The sequence below is a fragment of the Streptomyces sp. NPDC005805 genome (assembly GCF_040630445.1).
In the GTDB taxonomy this organism is placed as follows: Bacteria; Actinomycetota; Actinomycetes; order Streptomycetales; family Streptomycetaceae; genus Streptomyces.
Genome location: NZ_JBEXXN010000016.1, coordinates 107,229 through 124,548 on the forward strand (window position 1 = coordinate 107,229; position 17,320 = coordinate 124,548).

Annotated in this window: 17 protein-coding genes, 1 pseudogene and 1 riboswitch; of the genes and pseudogenes, 8 read left to right on the forward strand and 10 right to left on the reverse strand. The window is 71.4% G+C overall.

What is annotated here, in order from left to right:
- Window positions 1–31 precede the first annotated feature (31 nt).
- The gene (locus ABZ457_RS12100; RefSeq protein ID WP_359156707.1) at window positions 32–274 is read right to left on the reverse strand and encodes a hypothetical protein; all 243 of its coding nucleotides are present in this window, start codon (window positions 272–274) and stop codon (window positions 32–34) included.
- Window positions 275–425: 151 nt separating this feature from the next.
- Here ABZ457_RS12100 and ABZ457_RS12105 point away from each other — a divergent pair, with 151 nt between their 5' ends.
- The 7 genes and pseudogenes from ABZ457_RS12105 to ABZ457_RS12135 all read left to right on the forward strand — a co-directional run bounded on the left by ABZ457_RS12105 (window position 426) and on the right by ABZ457_RS12135 (window position 6,763).
- Window positions 426–1,166: a rhomboid family intramembrane serine protease gene (locus ABZ457_RS12105; RefSeq protein ID WP_359156709.1), complete on the forward strand. Its 741-nt coding sequence runs from the start codon at window positions 426–428 to the stop codon at window positions 1,164–1,166.
- Window positions 1,163–1,444 carry an Lrp/AsnC ligand binding domain-containing protein gene (locus ABZ457_RS12110; protein WP_005318592.1) on the forward strand — a complete coding sequence of 94 codons (282 nt, stop codon included), beginning with the start codon at window positions 1,163–1,165 and terminating at the stop codon, window positions 1,442–1,444. Before ABZ457_RS12105 ends, ABZ457_RS12110 begins: the two co-directional genes overlap by 4 nt.
- 108 nt (window positions 1,445–1,552) lie before the next feature.
- Window positions 1,553–1,879 carry a small hydrophilic protein gene (locus tag ABZ457_RS12115; RefSeq protein WP_359156712.1) on the forward strand — a complete coding sequence of 109 codons (327 nt, stop codon included), beginning with the start codon at window positions 1,553–1,555 and terminating at the stop codon, window positions 1,877–1,879.
- Window positions 1,839–3,317, forward strand: a complete 1,479-nt coding sequence (locus tag ABZ457_RS12120) for an ATP-binding protein (protein WP_359156714.1) — start codon at window positions 1,839–1,841, stop codon at window positions 3,315–3,317. The genes ABZ457_RS12115 and ABZ457_RS12120 overlap by 41 nt, the downstream gene beginning before the upstream one ends.
- Window positions 3,314–3,973: a response regulator transcription factor gene (locus ABZ457_RS12125; protein ID WP_359156716.1), complete on the forward strand. Its 660-nt coding sequence runs from the start codon at window positions 3,314–3,316 to the stop codon at window positions 3,971–3,973. Before ABZ457_RS12120 ends, ABZ457_RS12125 begins: the two co-directional genes overlap by 4 nt.
- A gap of 125 nt (window positions 3,974–4,098) precedes the next feature.
- Window positions 4,099–5,528 (forward strand): annotated as a pseudogene (locus ABZ457_RS12130) (SLC13 family permease).
- Window positions 5,525–6,763, forward strand: a complete 1,239-nt coding sequence (locus ABZ457_RS12135; protein ID WP_359156718.1) for a glycerate kinase — start codon at window positions 5,525–5,527, stop codon at window positions 6,761–6,763. The pseudogene ABZ457_RS12130 and the gene ABZ457_RS12135 overlap by 4 nt, the downstream one beginning before the upstream one ends.
- A 28-nt stretch (window positions 6,764–6,791) precedes the next feature.
- Here the strand turns inward: ABZ457_RS12135 and ABZ457_RS12140 are convergent, their stop codons facing one another.
- From ABZ457_RS12140 to ABZ457_RS12165, 6 genes are all read right to left on the reverse strand, one after another.
- The gene (locus ABZ457_RS12140) at window positions 6,792–8,162 is read right to left on the reverse strand and encodes an aminotransferase class V-fold PLP-dependent enzyme (RefSeq protein WP_359156749.1); all 1,371 of its coding nucleotides are present in this window, start codon (window positions 8,160–8,162) and stop codon (window positions 6,792–6,794) included.
- Window positions 8,163–8,258: 96 nt separating this feature from the next.
- Window positions 8,259–8,376: riboswitch (SAM riboswitch) on the reverse strand.
- A gap of 107 nt (window positions 8,377–8,483) precedes the next feature.
- Window positions 8,484–9,548, reverse strand: coding sequence for an anthranilate phosphoribosyltransferase (gene trpD / locus ABZ457_RS12145; RefSeq protein WP_359156720.1), 1,065 nt, complete (start codon window positions 9,546–9,548; stop codon window positions 8,484–8,486).
- Between the two features lie 146 nt (window positions 9,549–9,694).
- The gene (locus ABZ457_RS12150; protein WP_359156722.1) at window positions 9,695–11,320 is read right to left on the reverse strand and encodes a ubiquinol-cytochrome c reductase cytochrome b subunit; all 1,626 of its coding nucleotides are present in this window, start codon (window positions 11,318–11,320) and stop codon (window positions 9,695–9,697) included.
- Window positions 11,317–12,390, reverse strand: coding sequence for a Rieske 2Fe-2S domain-containing protein (locus ABZ457_RS12155; protein ID WP_359156724.1), 1,074 nt, complete (start codon window positions 12,388–12,390; stop codon window positions 11,317–11,319). The genes ABZ457_RS12150 and ABZ457_RS12155 overlap by 4 nt, the downstream gene beginning before the upstream one ends.
- Window positions 12,387–13,196, reverse strand: coding sequence for a c-type cytochrome (locus ABZ457_RS12160; protein WP_359156726.1), 810 nt, complete (start codon window positions 13,194–13,196; stop codon window positions 12,387–12,389). The genes ABZ457_RS12155 and ABZ457_RS12160 overlap by 4 nt, the downstream gene beginning before the upstream one ends.
- 92 nt (window positions 13,197–13,288) lie before the next feature.
- On the reverse strand, window positions 13,289–13,909 hold the full coding sequence (locus tag ABZ457_RS12165) for a heme-copper oxidase subunit III (RefSeq protein WP_026277823.1): 621 nt from the start codon (window positions 13,907–13,909) through the stop codon (window positions 13,289–13,291).
- A gap of 169 nt (window positions 13,910–14,078) precedes the next feature.
- Here ABZ457_RS12165 and ABZ457_RS12170 point away from each other — a divergent pair, with 169 nt between their 5' ends.
- Window positions 14,079–14,480, forward strand: coding sequence for a hypothetical protein (locus ABZ457_RS12170; protein ID WP_359156729.1), 402 nt, complete (start codon window positions 14,079–14,081; stop codon window positions 14,478–14,480).
- Between the two features lie 229 nt (window positions 14,481–14,709).
- Here ABZ457_RS12170 and ABZ457_RS12175 read toward each other — a convergent pair whose 3' ends face one another.
- The 3 genes from ABZ457_RS12175 to ABZ457_RS12185 form a co-directional block, all read right to left on the reverse strand.
- A complete protein-coding gene (locus ABZ457_RS12175) occupies window positions 14,710–15,969 on the reverse strand; it encodes an Ig-like domain-containing protein (RefSeq protein WP_359156731.1) in 1,260 nt (419 codons plus the stop codon).
- 116 nt (window positions 15,970–16,085) lie between these two features.
- Window positions 16,086–16,484: a cytochrome c oxidase subunit 4 gene (locus tag ABZ457_RS12180; protein WP_018848820.1), complete on the reverse strand. Its 399-nt coding sequence runs from the start codon at window positions 16,482–16,484 to the stop codon at window positions 16,086–16,088.
- Window positions 16,481–17,320 (reverse strand): cbb3-type cytochrome c oxidase subunit I (locus ABZ457_RS12185; protein WP_359156733.1); only part of this gene is annotated, 840 nt, incomplete at its 5' end. The genes ABZ457_RS12185 and ABZ457_RS12180, both read right to left, overlap by 4 nt.

A 17,320-nucleotide genomic window follows, 5' to 3' on the forward strand; every position in this document is an offset into this window, starting at 1 on the left:
TCACCCCTACCACCGTCGCGGGCCGCTCCTGTCAGGAGGCGGCGCCGGGCCTGTCCACCAGTTCGATCTGGTCCACCGCGTTGCACCAGCGGCAGCGGACCGACTCGATGGTCTCACTCACCACGTGGCGCTCCTCGACGGTCGGCTCCCCGGCGAGATCCAGATGGACGTACTCGACGACCTTCGACGAGCGGGTCACGTCGAAGCGCGTGAGGTTGCCGCAGAGGGTGCAGCGCCACCTGGTCTCGGCGGTCGGCGAGGGAACCGTCGTCATCGTGCCGTCCTTTTCGTCGTGCGGATGCGGGTACCCGCGGTGCGCCGTCGAACTGCGGATGTACTGCGTGCAACCCTACGGCCTCGCCGGTGCCCGCGGTCACGGCGAGGCGTTCCCCGCCCGCCCCGGTCCGCTGCGCGATGCTCTGTCCATGATCAGTCGACGGGACCTGGCCAGGAGGGCGGTGCGCGGCGCCGCGCGGGGCCCGGCGGTGACGTACGCCCTGATCGCGCTGTGCTGCCTGCTCTTCCTGATCAGCCCGGTCTCCGGGCTGAACCCGGGGTACGGCGTCGGGGACCAGGTGCTCTCCGCGCAGGCGGCGTACTTCGAACGCTGGGGAGTGATCCCCGCCGAACTGATGTCCGGCACCCCGGGCGCCCTGCTGACCCCGCTCACCGCCCTGTTCGTGCACGGGAGCTGGCTGCACCTGCTCGGCAACATGCTCTTCCTCTATGTCTTCGGCGCGATGACCGAGGAGCGCATGGGCCGGTTCGCCTTCGCGGTCTTCTACCTGGCCACGGGCTATGTGGCGCTGCTGGCGTACGCGGTGGCCAACGCGGACTCCGCCCAGACGCTGGTGGGGGCGTCCGGGGCGATCTCGGCGGTGCTCGGCGCGTTCCTCCGGCTCTTCCCGCGGGCCCGGGTCACCAGCCTCTTCCCCTTCCTCTTCTTCCTCCCGCTGCGCTTCCCCGCCTGGGCGGTGCTGGTCTTCTGGTTCGTCCTCCAGTGGGTGGCCGCGCACCACGCGGGCAGCGGCCCGGGGGTGGCCTACCTGGCCCACCTGGCGGGGTTCACGGCCGGGTTCCTCTACGCCTGGGTGCGGTACCGGGGTGGGTCTAGAGTGAGGGCACCTGCAACAGCAGCGGCCAGCGAGGGAGACAGCAAGCCGTGATCACCGCGATCGTGCTCATCAAGACCAGCGTGGACCGCATCCCCGAGATCGCCGAGTCGATCGCCGCGCTGGACAGCGTCAGCGAGGTCTTCTCGGTGACCGGGACCTACGACCTGATCGCCATGGTGCGGGTCGCGAAGCACGACGACCTGGCGGACGTGATCCCCGGCCGCATCAGCAAGATCCCCGGGGTGGAGGGCACGGACACGCACGTCGCCTTCCGTACGTACTCGCAGCACGACCTGGAGGCGGCGTTCGCCATCGGCCTGGACGCCTGACCGCCCCGGCTCGCGGAGGGGGCGCCGGGCATGGTCGTCCGGCGCGGATGAAGGAATCCTCATCTCCGTCTCATCTCGCCCTCCCGCGCGCCCCGGAGGATGACGGGCATGGCTTTCACCCACCGCATGGCGACACTCGCCGCCGTCGTCGCCATCCCGCTCGGCATCGCGGCCACCAGCTACGCCCTCGCCGACGACCCGGCGTCGCCCCGGGTGCCGCCCGCCGTCGAGCTGGACACCACCCCGCGCCCGGCCTCGCCCCCGGCCGACGGCCCGGGACAGGAGAGCTCCCCCGCGCCGTCCCCCTCCGGCACGGGACCCTCGGACAACGGCCCCTCGCAGGCGCCGACCGGGGACGCGGTGGTGCCCGGCCCGTCCGCGACCGACGACGACGATGACGACGACCTCGGTGACGACGCCGGTGACGACAACTGACCGGACGCCGACGGCGCGACGCGACCGCCGGATCTCCGCGCGGGTCCGCATCCTGCTCTGGCTGCTGCTGATGATGGCGGTCGCCCTCGCCGCGGTCGCCACCACCACCCGGTCCCTGCTGCTGCGGGACATCGACCACCGGATCAACCAGCTGCTGACGCAGGAGACCCAGGAGTTCGGCAACTTCGTCCCGCAGGGCGTCGACCCGAACACCGGCCGTACCTTCACCGACCCGGACACCCTGCTGCGGGTCTTCCTCCAGCGCCAGTACTCCGACCCCGACGAGGAACTGCTCGGCCTGATCCGCCCGGAGCGCGGCGGCCTCCAGGTGGTCCGCCAGTCCCGCGAGATCCGCTCCGCCGTCGCCCTGCACCCCGACCGCGCCTCCCTCTCCGCGATCCTGGACTCCGACGCGGCCTCCGGGGTGCTCAGCCGCCCGGCGGGCGAGGTGCGCTGGGCGAAGGTGCCCATCGACTCCCCCGGCAGCGGCCGCCCCGCCGCCTTCGTCGTCGCCTTCCACGCGGACGGCGAGAAGGCCCTCGCCGACGACGCCTTCCGCACCCTGCTGGTCATCTCCGGGGTCGCCCTGCTGCTCACCACCGGCATCGGCTGGGTGGTCGCCGGGCGCATCCTCGCGCCCGTCCGCGTCGTCCGCGCCACCGCCGAGAAACTCACCGAACAGGACCTCACCCGGCGCATCCCCGTCCAGGGGCGGGACGACATCGCCGCGCTGGCCGAGACCTTCAACGCGATGCTCGACCGGCTGGAGCGCGCCTTCGCCGGCCAGCGCCAGTTCGTCGACGACGCCGGGCACGAACTGCGCACCCCCATCACCATCGTCCGCGGCCATCTGGAGGTCATGGGAGACGACCCGGCCGAGCAGCGCGAGACCGTGCGCCTGGTCACCGACGAACTCGACCGGATGAGCCGCATCGTGGAGGACCTGCTCCTCCTCGCCAAGGCCGAACGCCCCGACTTCGTCCGCCCGGAACCGGTCCAGCTCGGTGAACTGACCGCGGACGTCTTCGTGAAGGCGCGGGCGCTCGGCGAACGGGACTGGGTGCTCGGCAGGGTCGCCGACCGGGAGGCCGTCCTCGACCCGCAGCGCATCACCCAGGCGATGGTGCAGCTGGCGCAGAACGCCGTCCAGCACACCGTCCCCGGCGCGCGCATCGAGATCGGCTCCCGCGAGACCGGCGGCGCCGTCGAGCTGTACGTCACCGACAGTGGCCCGGGCGTCCAGGAGCAGGACGCCGAGGTCATCTTCGAACGCTTCCGGCGCGGCACCGCCCGCCGGGGCGCCCGGACCAGCGGGGCCGGACTCGGCCTCTCCATCGTCCGGGCCATCGCCGAGGGGCACCGGGGCGGCCGGGTGGAGCTGCGCCGCCCGGCGACCGGCGGGGCCTCGTTCGTACTCGTCCTGGAGGACGCCTCGTGAACCGCATTCTGATCGCCGAGGACGAGGAACGGATCGCCTCCTTCGTCGAGAAGGGCCTCCGCTCCAACGGCTTCACCACCACCGTCGCGAGCGACGGGGACACCGCCCTGGACTACGCGTTGACCGGCGGCTTCGACCTGATGCTGCTGGACATCGGCCTCCCGGGCCGGGACGGCTTCACCGTGCTGCGGGAGCTGCGCGAGGCCCGGGTGACCCTGCCCGTGGTGGTGCTCACCGCCCGGGACTCGGTACGGGACACCGTCGCCGGGCTGGAGGGCGGCGCGGACGACTGGATGACCAAGCCGTTCCGCTTCGAGGAGCTGCTGGCCCGGGTCCGCCTCCGGCTGCGCACGGCGGCCCGCGCCCCCGAGGTCACCGTGCTGCGCAGCAAGGACCTCAGCCTGGACCTGCGGACCCGGCGGGCCCGGGCCGACGACCGGACCGTGGACCTGACGGCCCGTGAGTTCGTCCTCCTCGAACTGTTCCTGCGCCACCCCGGGCAGGTCCTCTCCCGGGAGCAGATCCTCTCCCACGTCTGGGGCTACGACTTCGACCCGGGCTCCAACATCGTGGACGTGTACGTGCGGGCGCTGCGCAAGAAGCTGGGCGCGGAACGGCTCCAGACGGTCCGGGGCATGGGCTATCGGATGCCGTAGGCGGGGGTGCGGGCGGGCGGGCGCGAGCGGCCCCGCACGGGCGGGCCCCGGCCCGGCGGCGCGGGTGAAGTTCCCTTCATCGACGGCTCATCGGCGGCTCACGGCCGGCTCCCAGACTCGTCCTCGTGACCCTCTCCCTCCGTCAGGCCGGCTGGCTCTGCGCGGCGCTCAGCGTCTGCGCGGTGCTCGCCGTCCCCACCGTCCTCCCGTCCCTCGGCGGCGACGCGCGGATCACCCTCGCCGTGTTCGCCCTCGCCACCTGCGCCTGGATCGCCGCGCCGGTGGACGACACCTATGTGGCGCTCGGGGCCGGCCTGGTCCTCACCGCGACCGGGGTGATCAGCGCGGACACCCTGTTCGCCACCCTCGCGACGAGACGATATGGCTGCTGATCTGCGCCTTCGTCCTCGCGGCCGCCGTCGCCCGGACCGGTCTGGCGGGCCGGGCCGCCGCCTTCCTGGTCAGCGGGGCGCGCTCGGTGCGGCAGTTGACGCACCTGAGCACGGCCGCCCTGGTGGTCACCTCCTTCGCGGTGCCCGCCACCTCGGGCCGGGCGGCCCTCGCCCTGCCGGTGTTCCTGGCCCTCGCCAAGGCGCTGGCGGACCGGCGGCGGCTGGTGGTGATGCTGGCCCTGCTGTTCCCGACGGTGGTCCTGCTCTCCGCCGTCGCCACCCTGATCGGGGCGGGCGCGCATCTGATCACCGTCAACGTCCTGTGGGAGCACACCGGTGAGCGGCTCGGCTTCGTCGAGTGGCTGCTCCTCGGGCTGCCGCTGGCGGTGGTCTCCTCGCACCTCGCCGCCGAGGTGGTGCTGTGGACGACCACCTCCCGGGCCGAGCGGCGCGGCCCGGTGCGGATCACCGCCGAGCAGCTCCAGGAGCACTCCCCCACCCCGGTGTCCGGGCCGCTGACCACCCAGGAGGCCCGGTGCACGGTGCTGCTGGGCACGGTGGTCGCCCTGTGGTGCGGCGAGCCGCTGCACGGGGTGCCGCCCGCGGTCGTGGCCCTGATCGGGGCGGTGGTGGCCGCCTCGCCCGCCCTCGGGACGGTGCGGCTGAAGGACGGGCTGCGCACGGTGCCCTGGCCGCTGCTGCTGTTCATGGCCGCGACGACCGCGATGGGGGTGGCCCTCGCCGACTCGGGGGCGGCGGGCGCCCTGGTGAGCGGCCTGCCGGAGGGGCTGCCGCCGTGGCTCTTCCTCACCGTGATCGTGGCCGTGAGCACGGCCGCGCATCTGGTCCTCCAGTCCCGTTCGGCCCGCTCCTCGGTCCTGGTGCCGCTGGTGGTCGCGGCGGCGGTGGGCGCCGGGGTCAACCCGGTCGCCGCCGCCCTGGCGTCCACCGCGGCGGCCGGCTTCTGCCACACCCTGCCCGCGTCCGCCAAGCCGGTCGCGATGTTCGCCGACCCGCCGGACGGCGTGCCCACCTTCACTCCCCGGGACCTGCTGCGGCTCTCCGCCGTGCTCGCCCCGCTCAGCGCCGCCGTGGTGCTGCTGTTCGCCCTCGCCGTCTGGCCGCTGCTCGGCGTGCCCGTCCTTCTGGAGACCCAGCCATGAGCCATGACCCGCTGTCCGCCGCACCGCCCGCGACCGTTCCCGGCCCACACTCCGCGCCGCCTGCCGGGGGCCGCTCGGCCCGGCTGCGGATCGCGGTCGCGCCCAGTGGCTTCAAGGAGTCCCTGAGCGCCGCCGAGGCCGCCGCCGCCATCGCCGAGGGGGTCCGCAGGGCCGCCCCGGAGGCCGGACTCGATCTGATCCCGCTGGTGGACGGGGGCGAGGGCACCGCCGCTGCCCTCGCCGCCGCGACCGGCGGCCGGCTGGTGCCGCACACGGCCACCGGCCCGGTCGGCGCGCCCGTCGCGAGCCACTTCGCGCTGCTCGGCGACGGCACGGGCACGGCCGTGGTCGAGATGGCGGCCGTCGCCGGGCTGGCCCTGGTGCCCCCGGACCGGCGCGACCCGGGCGCCACCACCACCCGCGGGGTGGGCGAACTCCTGCGCGCGGCCCTGGACTCGGGGGCCCGCCGTATCCTGGTCGGCTGCGGCGACTCGGGCACCTCGGACGGCGGCGCGGGCGCCCTCACCGCCCTCGGCGCCCGGCTCCTGGACGCGGACGGGCGCGAACTCCCGCCCGGCGGGGCCGCGTTGGCCCGCCTCGACCGGATCGACAGCACCGGCCTGGACCCGCGCCTCGCCCGCACCGAAGTCCTGGTGGCCTGCAACCCCTACAACGTGCTCTGCGGGGAGCGGGGCGTCGCCCGGGTCTTCGGCCCGCAGAAGGGCGCCACGCCCGCCGGGGTCGAGGAGTTGTCGGCCGCGCTGGAGCGGTGGGCGGCCGTGCTCTCCGCCGCCCTCCCGGTCCCGGTCGATCTGCGGACCGCCCCGGGCACGGGCGCCTCGGGCGGCCTGGGCGCGGGCCTGGCGGCCCTCGGGGCCCGGCTGCTGCCCCGGTTCGACGTCCTGCTGGACCACGTCGACCTGGACGCCCGCCTCGCCCGCGCCGACCTGGTGATCACGGCGGAGGGCTCACTGGACGGCCAGACCGTGCGCGGCAAGATCCCCGCCGAGGTCGCCTCCCGCGCCCGCGCGGCCGGCGTCCCGGTGCTCGCCCTGGCGGGCACCCTCGGCCACGGGGTGCGGGCGGTGACGGCGGCGGGGGTCGACGCGTACGGGTCGATCGTCCCCGCCCCCGTCGCCCTCCCCGAAGCCCTGCACCGCGCGGCCGAGTTCCTGGCGGACGCGGCCGAACGGGCCCTGCGCATGGTCCTGGTGGGCACCCGCCTGGCCGCCTGAACCGGCGCGCCCCGCTCGCGCCGGGCGCTCAGCCGCGGTCCGGCACGCAGCGCCCGTCCTCGGTCCGGTACCGCCAGCGGGCGCCGTCGCGCACCAGCTCCTTGACCGCCGCGACGAAGCGCCGCACATGCTCGTCGGGCGTGCCCGCCCCGAAGCTCACCCGGATCGCGTTCAGGGACCGTTCTCCGGGCGCGGCCTCGGGGGCGCCGCACTCGCCGGTGTCCCCGGGCTCGCCGCCGAGCAGGGTGCGCACCAGGGGGTGCGCGCAGAACAGCCCGTCCCGCACCCCGATCCCGTACTCGGCGGAGAGCGCGGCCGCGAAGTGGGAGCTGTTCCAGCCGTCGACGACGAAGGAGATCACACCGACCCGGGGCGCGTCGTCCCCGAAGAGGGAGAGCACCCGCACCTCGGGCACCTCGGCGAGCCCGGCCCGCACGGTGTCGATCAGGTGCCGCTCCCGCTCCACCAGGGTGTCGAACCCGGCCTCGGTGAGGGCCTTGCAGGCGGAGGCGATCGCGTAGACGCCGATGACATTGGGCGAACCGGCCTCGTGGCGGGCGGCGGTGGTGTGCCACTCGACGTCCACCCCGCCGTCCTCCCGCCGGGACACCGTGCGCGAGGCGCCACCGCCCGCGAGGTACGGCTCCGCCTCCCGCAGCCAGTCGGAGCGCCCGGCGAGGACACCGGAGCCGAAGGGCGCGTACAGCTTGTGCCCGGAGAACGCGACCCAGTCCACGTCCAGTTCGCGGACCGACACCGGGTGGTGGGGCGCGAGCTGGGCCGCGTCCAGGACGATCCGGGAGCCGTGCGCATGGGCGGCGGCGGCCAGCTCCTTCACCGGCCACAGCTCACCGGTGACGTTGGACGCCCCGGTGACGCAGACCAGCGCCGGGCCGTAGGGGTCGCGGTCGGCGAGGGCGTGCTCCAGGGTCCGCACGGCCTCGCCGGGGGTGCGGGGCGCGTCCAGGAAGGTCACCCGGGCGTCCCGCCACGGCAGCAGGGAGGCGTGGTGCTCGGTCTCGAAGACGAAGACCTGGCAGTCGGCGGGCAGGGCCCCGGCGAGGAGGTTGAGGGAGTCGGTGGTGGAGCGGGTGAAGACGACCTGGTCGTCCTCCCGGCAGTCGAGGAACTCGGCGACCGTGGTGCGGCTGGTCTCGAACAGCTCGGTGGAGAGCTGCGAGAGGTATCCGGCGCCCCGGTGGACGCTGCCGTAGTAGGGGGCGTACGCGGCGACGTCGTCCCAGACGCGCTGGAGGGCGGGGGCGCTGGCCGCGTAGTCCAGGGCCGCGTAGGCGACCTCGCCGCCGGTCACCAGCGGGACGGTGACGTCCCCGCCGAGGACGGGCAGCGGGGCCGCGCAGCAGGGCTCGGCGTCGGTGGCGGCGGCGGGCGCGGGCACAACGGCGGAGGCGGCGGGGGCGACGGTCGAAACGGCGGCGGTGGCGTCAGGGCGCACGGGACAGCTCCTCGGGACCAGGACCCCAGAGCCGTGAGGGGTCCGCGCTTGCCGCAGACCTCGCTGCCTGCGGCCTGGTCTTCACCCGGGGCACCCCGCCACGGACGGAGGGTTGCCGGACAGCGGGCCGGGGCCGTAGTCGCTGTCACTCATGACCTTGGCAAGCATCCTGCCACAGACCGCCCACAACGCAAGAGCGGGGTCCAGCATCCGGACCCCGCTCCCCGTACCGCTCCCGGTCACGGCCCAACGGCCGCGCCGCGCCTACGCGTTGCTCAGCGCCACCCAGCGCTCCAGGGCCGCCCGCGCCGCGCCCGAGTCGATGGACTGCGCGGCCCGTGCGACACCGGCCGCGAGCTGCTCGTTCAGACTGCCGTCCGTGGGCTCCAGAGCGGCCAGGGCCGCCGCGGAGTTGAGCAGCACCGCCTCGCGCACCGGCCCGGTCTCGCCGCCCAGCAGCCGGCGGGCCACATCCGCGTTGTAGGACGCGTCGGCGCCGCGCAGCGCCTCCACGGGCACCAGCTCGATGCCGATGTCCCGGGGGTCGAAGGTCTCCTCGCGCACGGCCCCGTCCCGGACCACCCACACCTTGGAGGTGGCGGTGGTGGTCAGCTCGTCCAGTCCGTCGTCGCCGCGGAAGACGAGCGCGGAGGAGCCGCGTTCGGCGAGGACCCCGGCGAGGATCGGCGCCATCCGGGCGTCGGCGACACCGGTGGCCTGGGCCCGCACCCGGGCCGGGTTGGTGAGCGGGCCGAGGAAGTTGAAGACCGTGCGGATGCCCAGCTCCTTGCGGGCGGTGGCGACATGCCGCAGGGCGGGGTGGAACTTCACCGCGAAGCAGAAGGTGATCCCGGCCTCGTCGGCGACCTGCGCCACCCGGTGGGGGGTGAGATCGAGGTTGACGCCCAGCTTCTCCAGCACGTCGGAGGCCCCGCTCGCGGAAGAGGCGGCCCGGTTGCCGTGCTTGACCACCTTGGCTCCGGTGCCGGCCACCACGATCGCGGACATGGTGGAGATGTTGACCGTCTTCGCGCCGTCCCCGCCGGTGCCGACGATGTCGACGGTGGCCCCGGGCACGTCGATCAGATTGGCGTGCGCGTACATGGTCCGCACCAGGCCGGTGATCTCCTGGACCGTCTCGCCCTTGGCGCGCAGGGCGGTGGCGAATCCGGCGATCTGCGCGTCGCTGGCCTCGCCCCGCAGGATGCGGTCCATGGCCCAGGCGGTCGCGTCGGCGCTCTGGTCGCGGTTGTCGAGGAGGGCGTTCAGCACGACGGGCCAGGAGAGGTCCGCCACGCTGTCGCCGCCGTCCGGGGTCGATGCGTTCATGGTCCGCTCCAGGGGGTCCGGGGGCCGGGGGCCGTCGGGGAAAGAGGTCTCCACCCTATCCAGGCGACGGCAGCGCGAAGGGCCCCGTCCGGCGTACGGACGGGGCCCTCGCGGTGGCGACTCCGGGTCAGCGGAGGTTCAGGGGATCAGTGGTGGCCGTGGCCCTCGGTGATCTCCTTGTACTCCTCGACCGTGGGCTTGGCGATCTGGTTGTTCTCGCCGTAGTAGCCCTTGCTGAGCTTCACGCGCAGCTTCTCCATCCGCCCGATCTTGCGGCGGACGCCGTTCTCGTCGACCTCGGGACCGAGCTCGGCCGGCTTGTACTGGTCGTGCGCGACCAGGGCGTAGCGGGCCTCGGCCGACAGCGGCTCGTGGATCTCGACGAACTCACCGTGCGGCAGGCGCTTGATGATGCCGGACTCGCGCCCGTGCAGCACCTTCTCCTTGTCGCGCCGCTGCAGACCCAGGCAGATCCGCTTGGTGATGATGAACGCGAGGACCGGTCCGACGAAGTACGTGATCCGGACGAACCAGGTGATCGCGTTGATCGACATATGGAAGTGCGTCGCGAAGATGTCGTTTCCGCCACCCAGCAGCATGATCACGTAGCCGACGACCCAGGCGACACCGAGGGCGGTGCGCGTCGGGGCGTTGCGCGGGCGGTCCAGGATGTGGTGCTCGCGCTTGTCGCCGGTGATCCAGGACTCGATGAACGGGTACATCGCGATCGCGCCGAGCACCACACCGAAGATCACCAGCGGGATGAACACACCCAGGACCAGGGTGTGGCCCCAGAGGTTGATCTCCCAGCCGGGCATCACACGGATCAGACCCTCGGCGAAGCCCATGTACCAGTCGGGCTGGGCGCCGGTGGACACCTGGTCCGGCCGGTAGGGGCCGAGCGCCCAGATCGGGTTGATCGTGAACAGCGCGGAGATGATCGCGATCAGACCGAAGACCAGGAAGAAGAAGCCTCCGGCCTTGGCCATGTAGACCGGCAGCAGCGGCATGCCGACGACGTTCTTGTTCGTCTTGCCGGGCCCGGGGAACTGCGTGTGCTTGTGGTAGAAGACCAGGATCAGGTGTGCCACCACGAGGCCGAGCATGATGCCCGGCAGCAGCAGGATGTGGATCGAGTAGAACCGGGCGATGATGTCGTGGCCCGGGAACTCCCCGCCGAACAGGAACATCGAGATGTAGGTGCCGACGATCGGCACCGACAGGATCGCGCCCTGCGTGAAGCGGACACCGGTACCGGAGAGCAGGTCGTCCGGGAGCGAGTAGCCGGTGAAACCGGTGAACATGCCCAGGACGAACAGCAGGAAGCCGAACAGCCAGTTGATCTCACGCGGCTTGCGGAACGCGCCCGTGAAGAAGACGCGCATCATGTGCACGAACATGCCCGCGAGGAAGATCAGCGCGGCCCAGTGGTGGATCTGCCGGATGAGCAGACCGCCGCGGACGTCGAAGCTGATGTCCAGGGTCGAGGCGTACGCCTCGGTCATGCGGATGCCCTGCATCGGCACGTACGAGCCGTGGTACTCGATCTCGTTCATGCTCGGGTGGAAGAACAGCGTCAGATACACACCCGTGAGGATGATGATGATGAAGCTGTAGAGGCAGATCTCACCCAGCATGAAGGACCAGTGGTCCGGGAAGATCTTCCGCATGTTGGCCTTGGCCAGGGAGTAGATCCCGAGCCGGCCGTCGGCCCAGTCGGCGACCTTCTCGCCGGCGGGTGCCTTTTTGCGTGTGTCTGTCGCAGTGCTCATCCGCGCTCCCAGAAGGCAGGACCGACGGGCTCTTCGAAGTCGCCGAGCGCCTCGAGGTTGCCCTCGGCGTTCACACCGATCCGCAGCTGCGGAAGGGGGTGACCGGCCGGACCGAAGATGACGCGGGCGCCGTCGGAGAGGTCGAAGGTGGACTGGTGGCACGGGCAGAGGACGTGGTGCGTCTGCTGCTCGTACAGGCTGACCGGGCAGCCGACGTGGGTGCAGATCTTCGAGTAGGCGACGATGCCCTCGTGCGACCACTCGAGCTCGCGCTTGTCCTTGATCTCCTCCGGCTGGATCCGGACGATCATCACGGCGGCCTTGGCGATCTCGTTGTTGAAGTTGTGGTTGGACTCCTCCAGACCCTCGGGCTTGACGAAGGTCAGGGAGCCGACGACCACGTCCTCGGGACGCAGCGGCTCATTGGTGTTCATGTTGATGAGCAGCTTGCCCTTGGCCCACAGGGTCTTGCGGAGCTTGTCCTCGGGCAGCGGGCCCAGCTCGCGCAGCAGCACCACACCGGAGAGCGGCACCATGGCCAGCGCGCCGAACATGGTGTTGCGGATCAGCTTGCGGCGGCCGAGGGCCGACTCGCGCGCGCCGTCCGCGAAGTCCGACAGGACCTTGGCCTTGACCTCGGGGGCGGCCTCGATCGGGTGCCGGTCGTCGGCCACCTCGACGTCGGACATCAGGGTGCGCGCCCAGTGGACGGCGCCCGCGCCGATGAGGAAGAGCGCCAGACCCAGCGTCAGCCCCAGCGACAGGTTCAGCGCGCCGACAAGGCCGATCGGCCAGACGTAGATGTTCTTGTCGATGGGGAAGATCACGAACGAGGCGATGAAGCCGATCGTGGCGAGCATCGACAGCGTGAACATCAGGGCCACGGTGCGCTCGGAGCGCTTGGCCGCCCGCTCGTCGATGTCCTGGATGCGCGGCTTGTGGGCCGGCAGTCCCGGATCGGCGAAGGGGTCGTCGTGCTGCGCGACGGCGGTGCCGCCACCGTGTGCCGCGTCGTGCGCGGTGCCCTGCCCTGCCGGCAGGTTCTCTTCTGAATTCTCTTGGCTACTCATGACTTCTTGGCCTTAGCGGTGTGGGCCGCAACCCAGATGGCAACAGCGATCAGCGAGCCCAGACCGAAGATCCAGCCGAACAGACCCTCGGCCACCGGGCCGATACCGCCGAGGCCGAAGCCGCCCGGGGAGGGGGTGTCCTCACTGTTGACGGCCTTGACGTAGGCGATGATGTCGCGCTTCTCCTGCTCGGGCATGACCCCGTCGGGGAAGGACGGCATGTTCTGCGGGCCCGTCTGCATGGCCTCGTACAGGTGCTTCGGGCTGACGCCGTTCAGGTCCGGGGCGTACTTGCCCGTGGTGAGCGCGCCGCCCTTGCCGGTGAAGTTGTGGCACTGGGCGCAGTTGGTGCGGAACAGCTCACCGCCGTTGGCGATGTCCGCTCCGGACGGGTCGTACTGCTCCTTGGTCGGAGTGATCGGACCCGCTCCCAGGGAGGCGACGTAAGCGGCGAGCTGGTCGATCTCCTTCTGGGAGTAGATGTTCTTCTTCTTCGGCACCTGCGCGCCGGGCTGCTGGGCGGGCATACGGCCGGTGCCGACCTGGAAGTCGACCGCGGCGGAGCCCACGCCGACCAGGGAGGGACCGTCGCTGGTGCCCTGACCGCCGGTTCCGTGGCAGCTTGCGCAGCCCACGGTGTAGAGCTTCTGGCCCTCCTTGATGGCGAGGGACTGGGCGGTTTCATTGGCCTGCGCCTTGTCCGCGGGTGCGAACGCGGCGTACAGCCCCCCAGTGGCCGCCAGCGCGAGGAGTAGGACGACGACCGCCGCCAGCGGATGGCGTCGTCGTACGGAGAGCTTTTTCACGGATTACCCCGGTGTCAGGATCTTCTGCGTCGATGCTTCTGGACTGTGTCTGCTGCGGGCCGCCCGGCTCCGGGCCGGCGCGCCTCGCCGGATTACTTGATCAGGTAGATCGTGGCGAAGAGGCCGATCCAGACGACATCGACGAAGTGCCAGTAGTAGGACACGACGATGGCGGCGGTTGCCTGCTCGTGGGTGAATCTCCTGGCCGCGTACGTCCTGGCGAGCACCAGGAGGAAGGCGATGAGGCCACCCGTCACGTGCAGGCCGTGGAAGCCGGTGGTCAGGTAGAACACGGAGCCGTACGGGTCGGACGAGAGCGAGAGGCCCTCGTGCTTGACCAGCTCGGTGTACTCGAAGACCTGGCCTCCGATGAAGATCGCACCCATCACGAACGTGACGATGAACCACGTCCGGAGCTTCTTCACATCGCCCCGCTCAGCGGCGAAGACGCCGAGCTGGCAGGTGAGGGAGGAGAGCACCAGGATCGTGGTGTTGGTCGCCGAGAACGGGAGGTTGAGCGTGTCCGCCTTCTCGGACCAGAACTCGGGACCTGTCACCGATCGCAGGGTGAAGTACATCGCGAAGAGGGCCGCGAAGAACATCAGCTCGGAGCTCAACCAGATGATGGTTCCGACGCTGGTGAGGTTCGGCCGATTGACCGACGGGTGCGCGTGCCCGGTTTCTACTGTCGTTGCTGTCGCCACGACCGACATTATGTCGGTCGCTTATCCCGCCCTCACTCCGGGGGGTGCCGTTCGGTGTGTCAGTGGCTCCCGTCCAGCCCGAACGGCCCATCGAAGGGGTGTCCGAACCGGTGTTGACAGGCAGTCGGGAGGAGTAGCATCCGCGCCACAAGCTCTGTTCGTACGAGGCGGAGGAACCATGCAGTCGAGCGCCACGGTCCTGGTCTACAGCGACGACGCGAACACCCGCGAACAGGTCCGGCTGGCGGCGGGTCGCAGGCCGGCGGCGGACGTCCCACCGGTGACCTTCGTCGAGTGCGCGACCCTGCCGGCCGTGCTGAAGGCCCTGGACGAGGGCGGGATCGACGTCTGCGTGCTGGACGGCGAGACGGTCCCGGCGGGCGGTATGGGCGTGTGCCGGCAGATCAAGGACGAGATCTTCGACTGCCCGCCGGTGCTGCTGCTCATGGGCCGCCCGCAGGACGCCTGGCTGGCCACCTGGAGCCGGGCGGAGTCGGCGGTGACCCTCCCGGTCGACCCGGTCGAGTTCGCCGACGCCCTGGCCGCCCTGCTGCGCACCCGGCTCTCCCTGGACGCGTAAGGCCGCCGCGCGGCCGCAAGCGAGCCGACGGGAGGCCCGGTGGCCCGGCGAGTGGGCCAGGGGGCGTCCGGCACCCGGCGCCCGCCCCGTGGTCCTCGGCGAGTGAGCCGAAGGGGCGCGCGGGTGCCGGGAGGGAGGTGGCGCGCAGGACCCGAGGTACGAGGGTCCGAGCACGGCCGACCGTCGGCATCCGCTGAAAGCGCCCCGGAGGCGAACCGAGCCCCAAGAATCACAGCGCCGCAGGCCGCAGGCGGGCGGTGGTGGGCGGGGAGGTGTTCTCCTCGCTGCCGCCGCCGGTCAGCGCGGAGCCCTCGCGCCACTTGTCCCAGGACAGGTTCCAGTCGCCGAAGCCGTTGCCGAACGGCGCCATCATGTCGCCGTAGCTGTTGACGACGGAGACGATGTCGCCCTGCCGCACGGTCTCGAAGAACCACTGGGCGTTCGAGGTGGACATGCCGGTGCAGCCGTGGCTGACGTTGGCCGAGCCCTGGGAGCCGACGGACCAGGGGGCCGCGTGGACGTACTCACCGCTCCAGGTGACCCGGGTGGCCCAGTACACGGGCAGGTCGTAGGACTCCGAGCTGCCCTCGGCGATGCCGATGCTCGTCCCGCGCATCCGTACGAACTGTTCCTTCGCGAGGACGACCTTGACGCCGTTGCGGGTGTCGAAGCCCGGCTTGCCGGTGGTCACCGGAATGGTGTTGATCACTTCGCCGTTGCGCTTGACCACCATGGTGTGGGACGCGGCGTCCGTGATCGCTTCTATGCGGTCGCCGATGGTCAGCTTCAGCGGCTTCGAGGGGCCGCCGTAGAGCTTCCCGGCGACCTTGACGCCCTGGAGGTTGCTGCTGGCGGTCACCGTCGCCCCGGCGGGCCAGTACTCCTTGGGGCGGAAGTGCAGGGTCTTGTCGTCGACCCAGTACCAGGCGCCCTCGACGGCGGGCTTGGAGTTCACCTTCAGGGCCCGCTCGACGACGCCCCGGCCCTTGGGGTCCTTGACGGCCATGCTGAGCTTGGCCGTGACCGGCTGGCCGACGCCGTAGGTGCCCGCCTCCGGGCCGAACTCGGCCGTCAGGAAGCGCTTGGCGGGGGTGGTCTCGAAGGTGAGGACGCGGACGCCGGGGGCGCCCTCCTCGTCCTCCGTGGAGACCCGCATCGTGTAGCGGGCGCCGGCCGCCAGGGGGGCGGTGGAGCGCCAGCGGACGCCGTCGGCGGAGAGTTCGCCGGCGAGGCGCCGGCCGGCGTCGTCGGTGACCGTGACGTCGGTGATGCGGATGTCGCCGCCCTTGGTGGTGACCTCGAGCGGCTTGTCCGGGTCCACCTTGCGGCTGCCGGTCTCCGTGTTGAAGGCGACGCGGTCGGCCGCGTCGTACGGCTGGGCGGACAGCGGGTGGGAGTCGGGTTCGCCGCACGCGGTCGCGACCGTCCCGAGGGTCACGACCAGCAGAACGAGGCTGACGGCGGTGCGGAAGCGAGGCGTGTGGTTCATGAGCACACGCTATGGACGCCTGTCAGCAGCGGCGCGCTGGATGACTCCAAACGAGGGGCCCGGATACACCCCCTCGGAGGTGTATCCGGGCCCGATCGCCTTACCGCGCCGCGCGGTTACTGGTTCTGGTTCTCACCGCGGTAGTACTCGAACACCCAGCCGAACAGGCCGACCAGGAGGAGGGGCAGCGAGAAGTAGAGCAGCCACCAGCCGATCGCGACGCCCAGGAAGGCGAGCGCGCCACCGACGGCCAGCGAGAGCGGCTGCCAGCTGTGCGGGGAGAAGAAGCCGACCTCGCCGGCCTCGTCCGCCACATCGGCTTCCTTGTCGTCCTGGGCCATGGCGTCCACACGCTTGGCCGTGAAGGCCAGGTAGTAGCCGATCATGACCGTCAGGCCGAAGGACAGGAAGAGCGCCGTGGTGCCGACCGGCTCCTTCGACCAGACGCCGTACAGGACGGCGACGGCCAGGATGAAGACGCTCAGCCAGAGGAACATCTTGCCCTGGATCTTCACTTGCTCTCCTCCTTGCCACCGGCCACGGCGGCCGCGGGAACACCGTTGTGCTCCAGCTGGTCCAGGGCCGCGATCTCCGGGTGGTGCAGGTCGAACGCCGGGGATTCACTGCGGATGCGGGGCAGGGTGAGGAAGTTGTGCCGCGGGGGCGGGCAGGACGTGGCCCACTCCAGGGAGCGGCCGTAGCCCCAGGGGTCGTCCACCGCGACGGGCTTGCCGTACTTGGCCGTCTTCCAGACGTTGTACATGAACGGCAGGATCGACAGGCCGAGCAGGAACGAGCTGATCGTGGAGATGGTGTTCAGCGCGGTGAAGCCGTCGGCCGCCAGGTAGTCCGCGTACCGGCGGGGCATGCCCTCGGCGCCCAGCCAGTGCTGGACGAGGAAGGTGCCGTGGAAGCCGATGAACAGGGTCCAGAAGGTGATCTTCCCGAGGCGTTCGTCGAGCATCTTGCCGGTGAACTTGGGCCACCAGAAGTGGAATCCGGCGAACATCGCGAAGACGACCGTGCCGAAGACCACGTAGTGGAAGTGGGCCACCACGAAGTACGAGTCCGAGACATGGAAGTCCAGCGGCGGCGACGCCAGGATCACACCGGTCAGACCACCGAAGGTGAACGTCACCAGGAAGCCGATCGTCCACAGCATCGGCGTCTCGAAGGAGAGGGAACCGCGCCACATGGTGCCGATCCAGTTGAAGAACTTCACTCCCGTGGGGACCGCGATCATCAGGGTCATGAAGGAGAAGAACGGCAACAACACGCCGCCGGTGACGTACATATGGTGCGCCCACACCGTCACCGACAGTCCCGCGATGGCGATGGTCGCACCGATCAG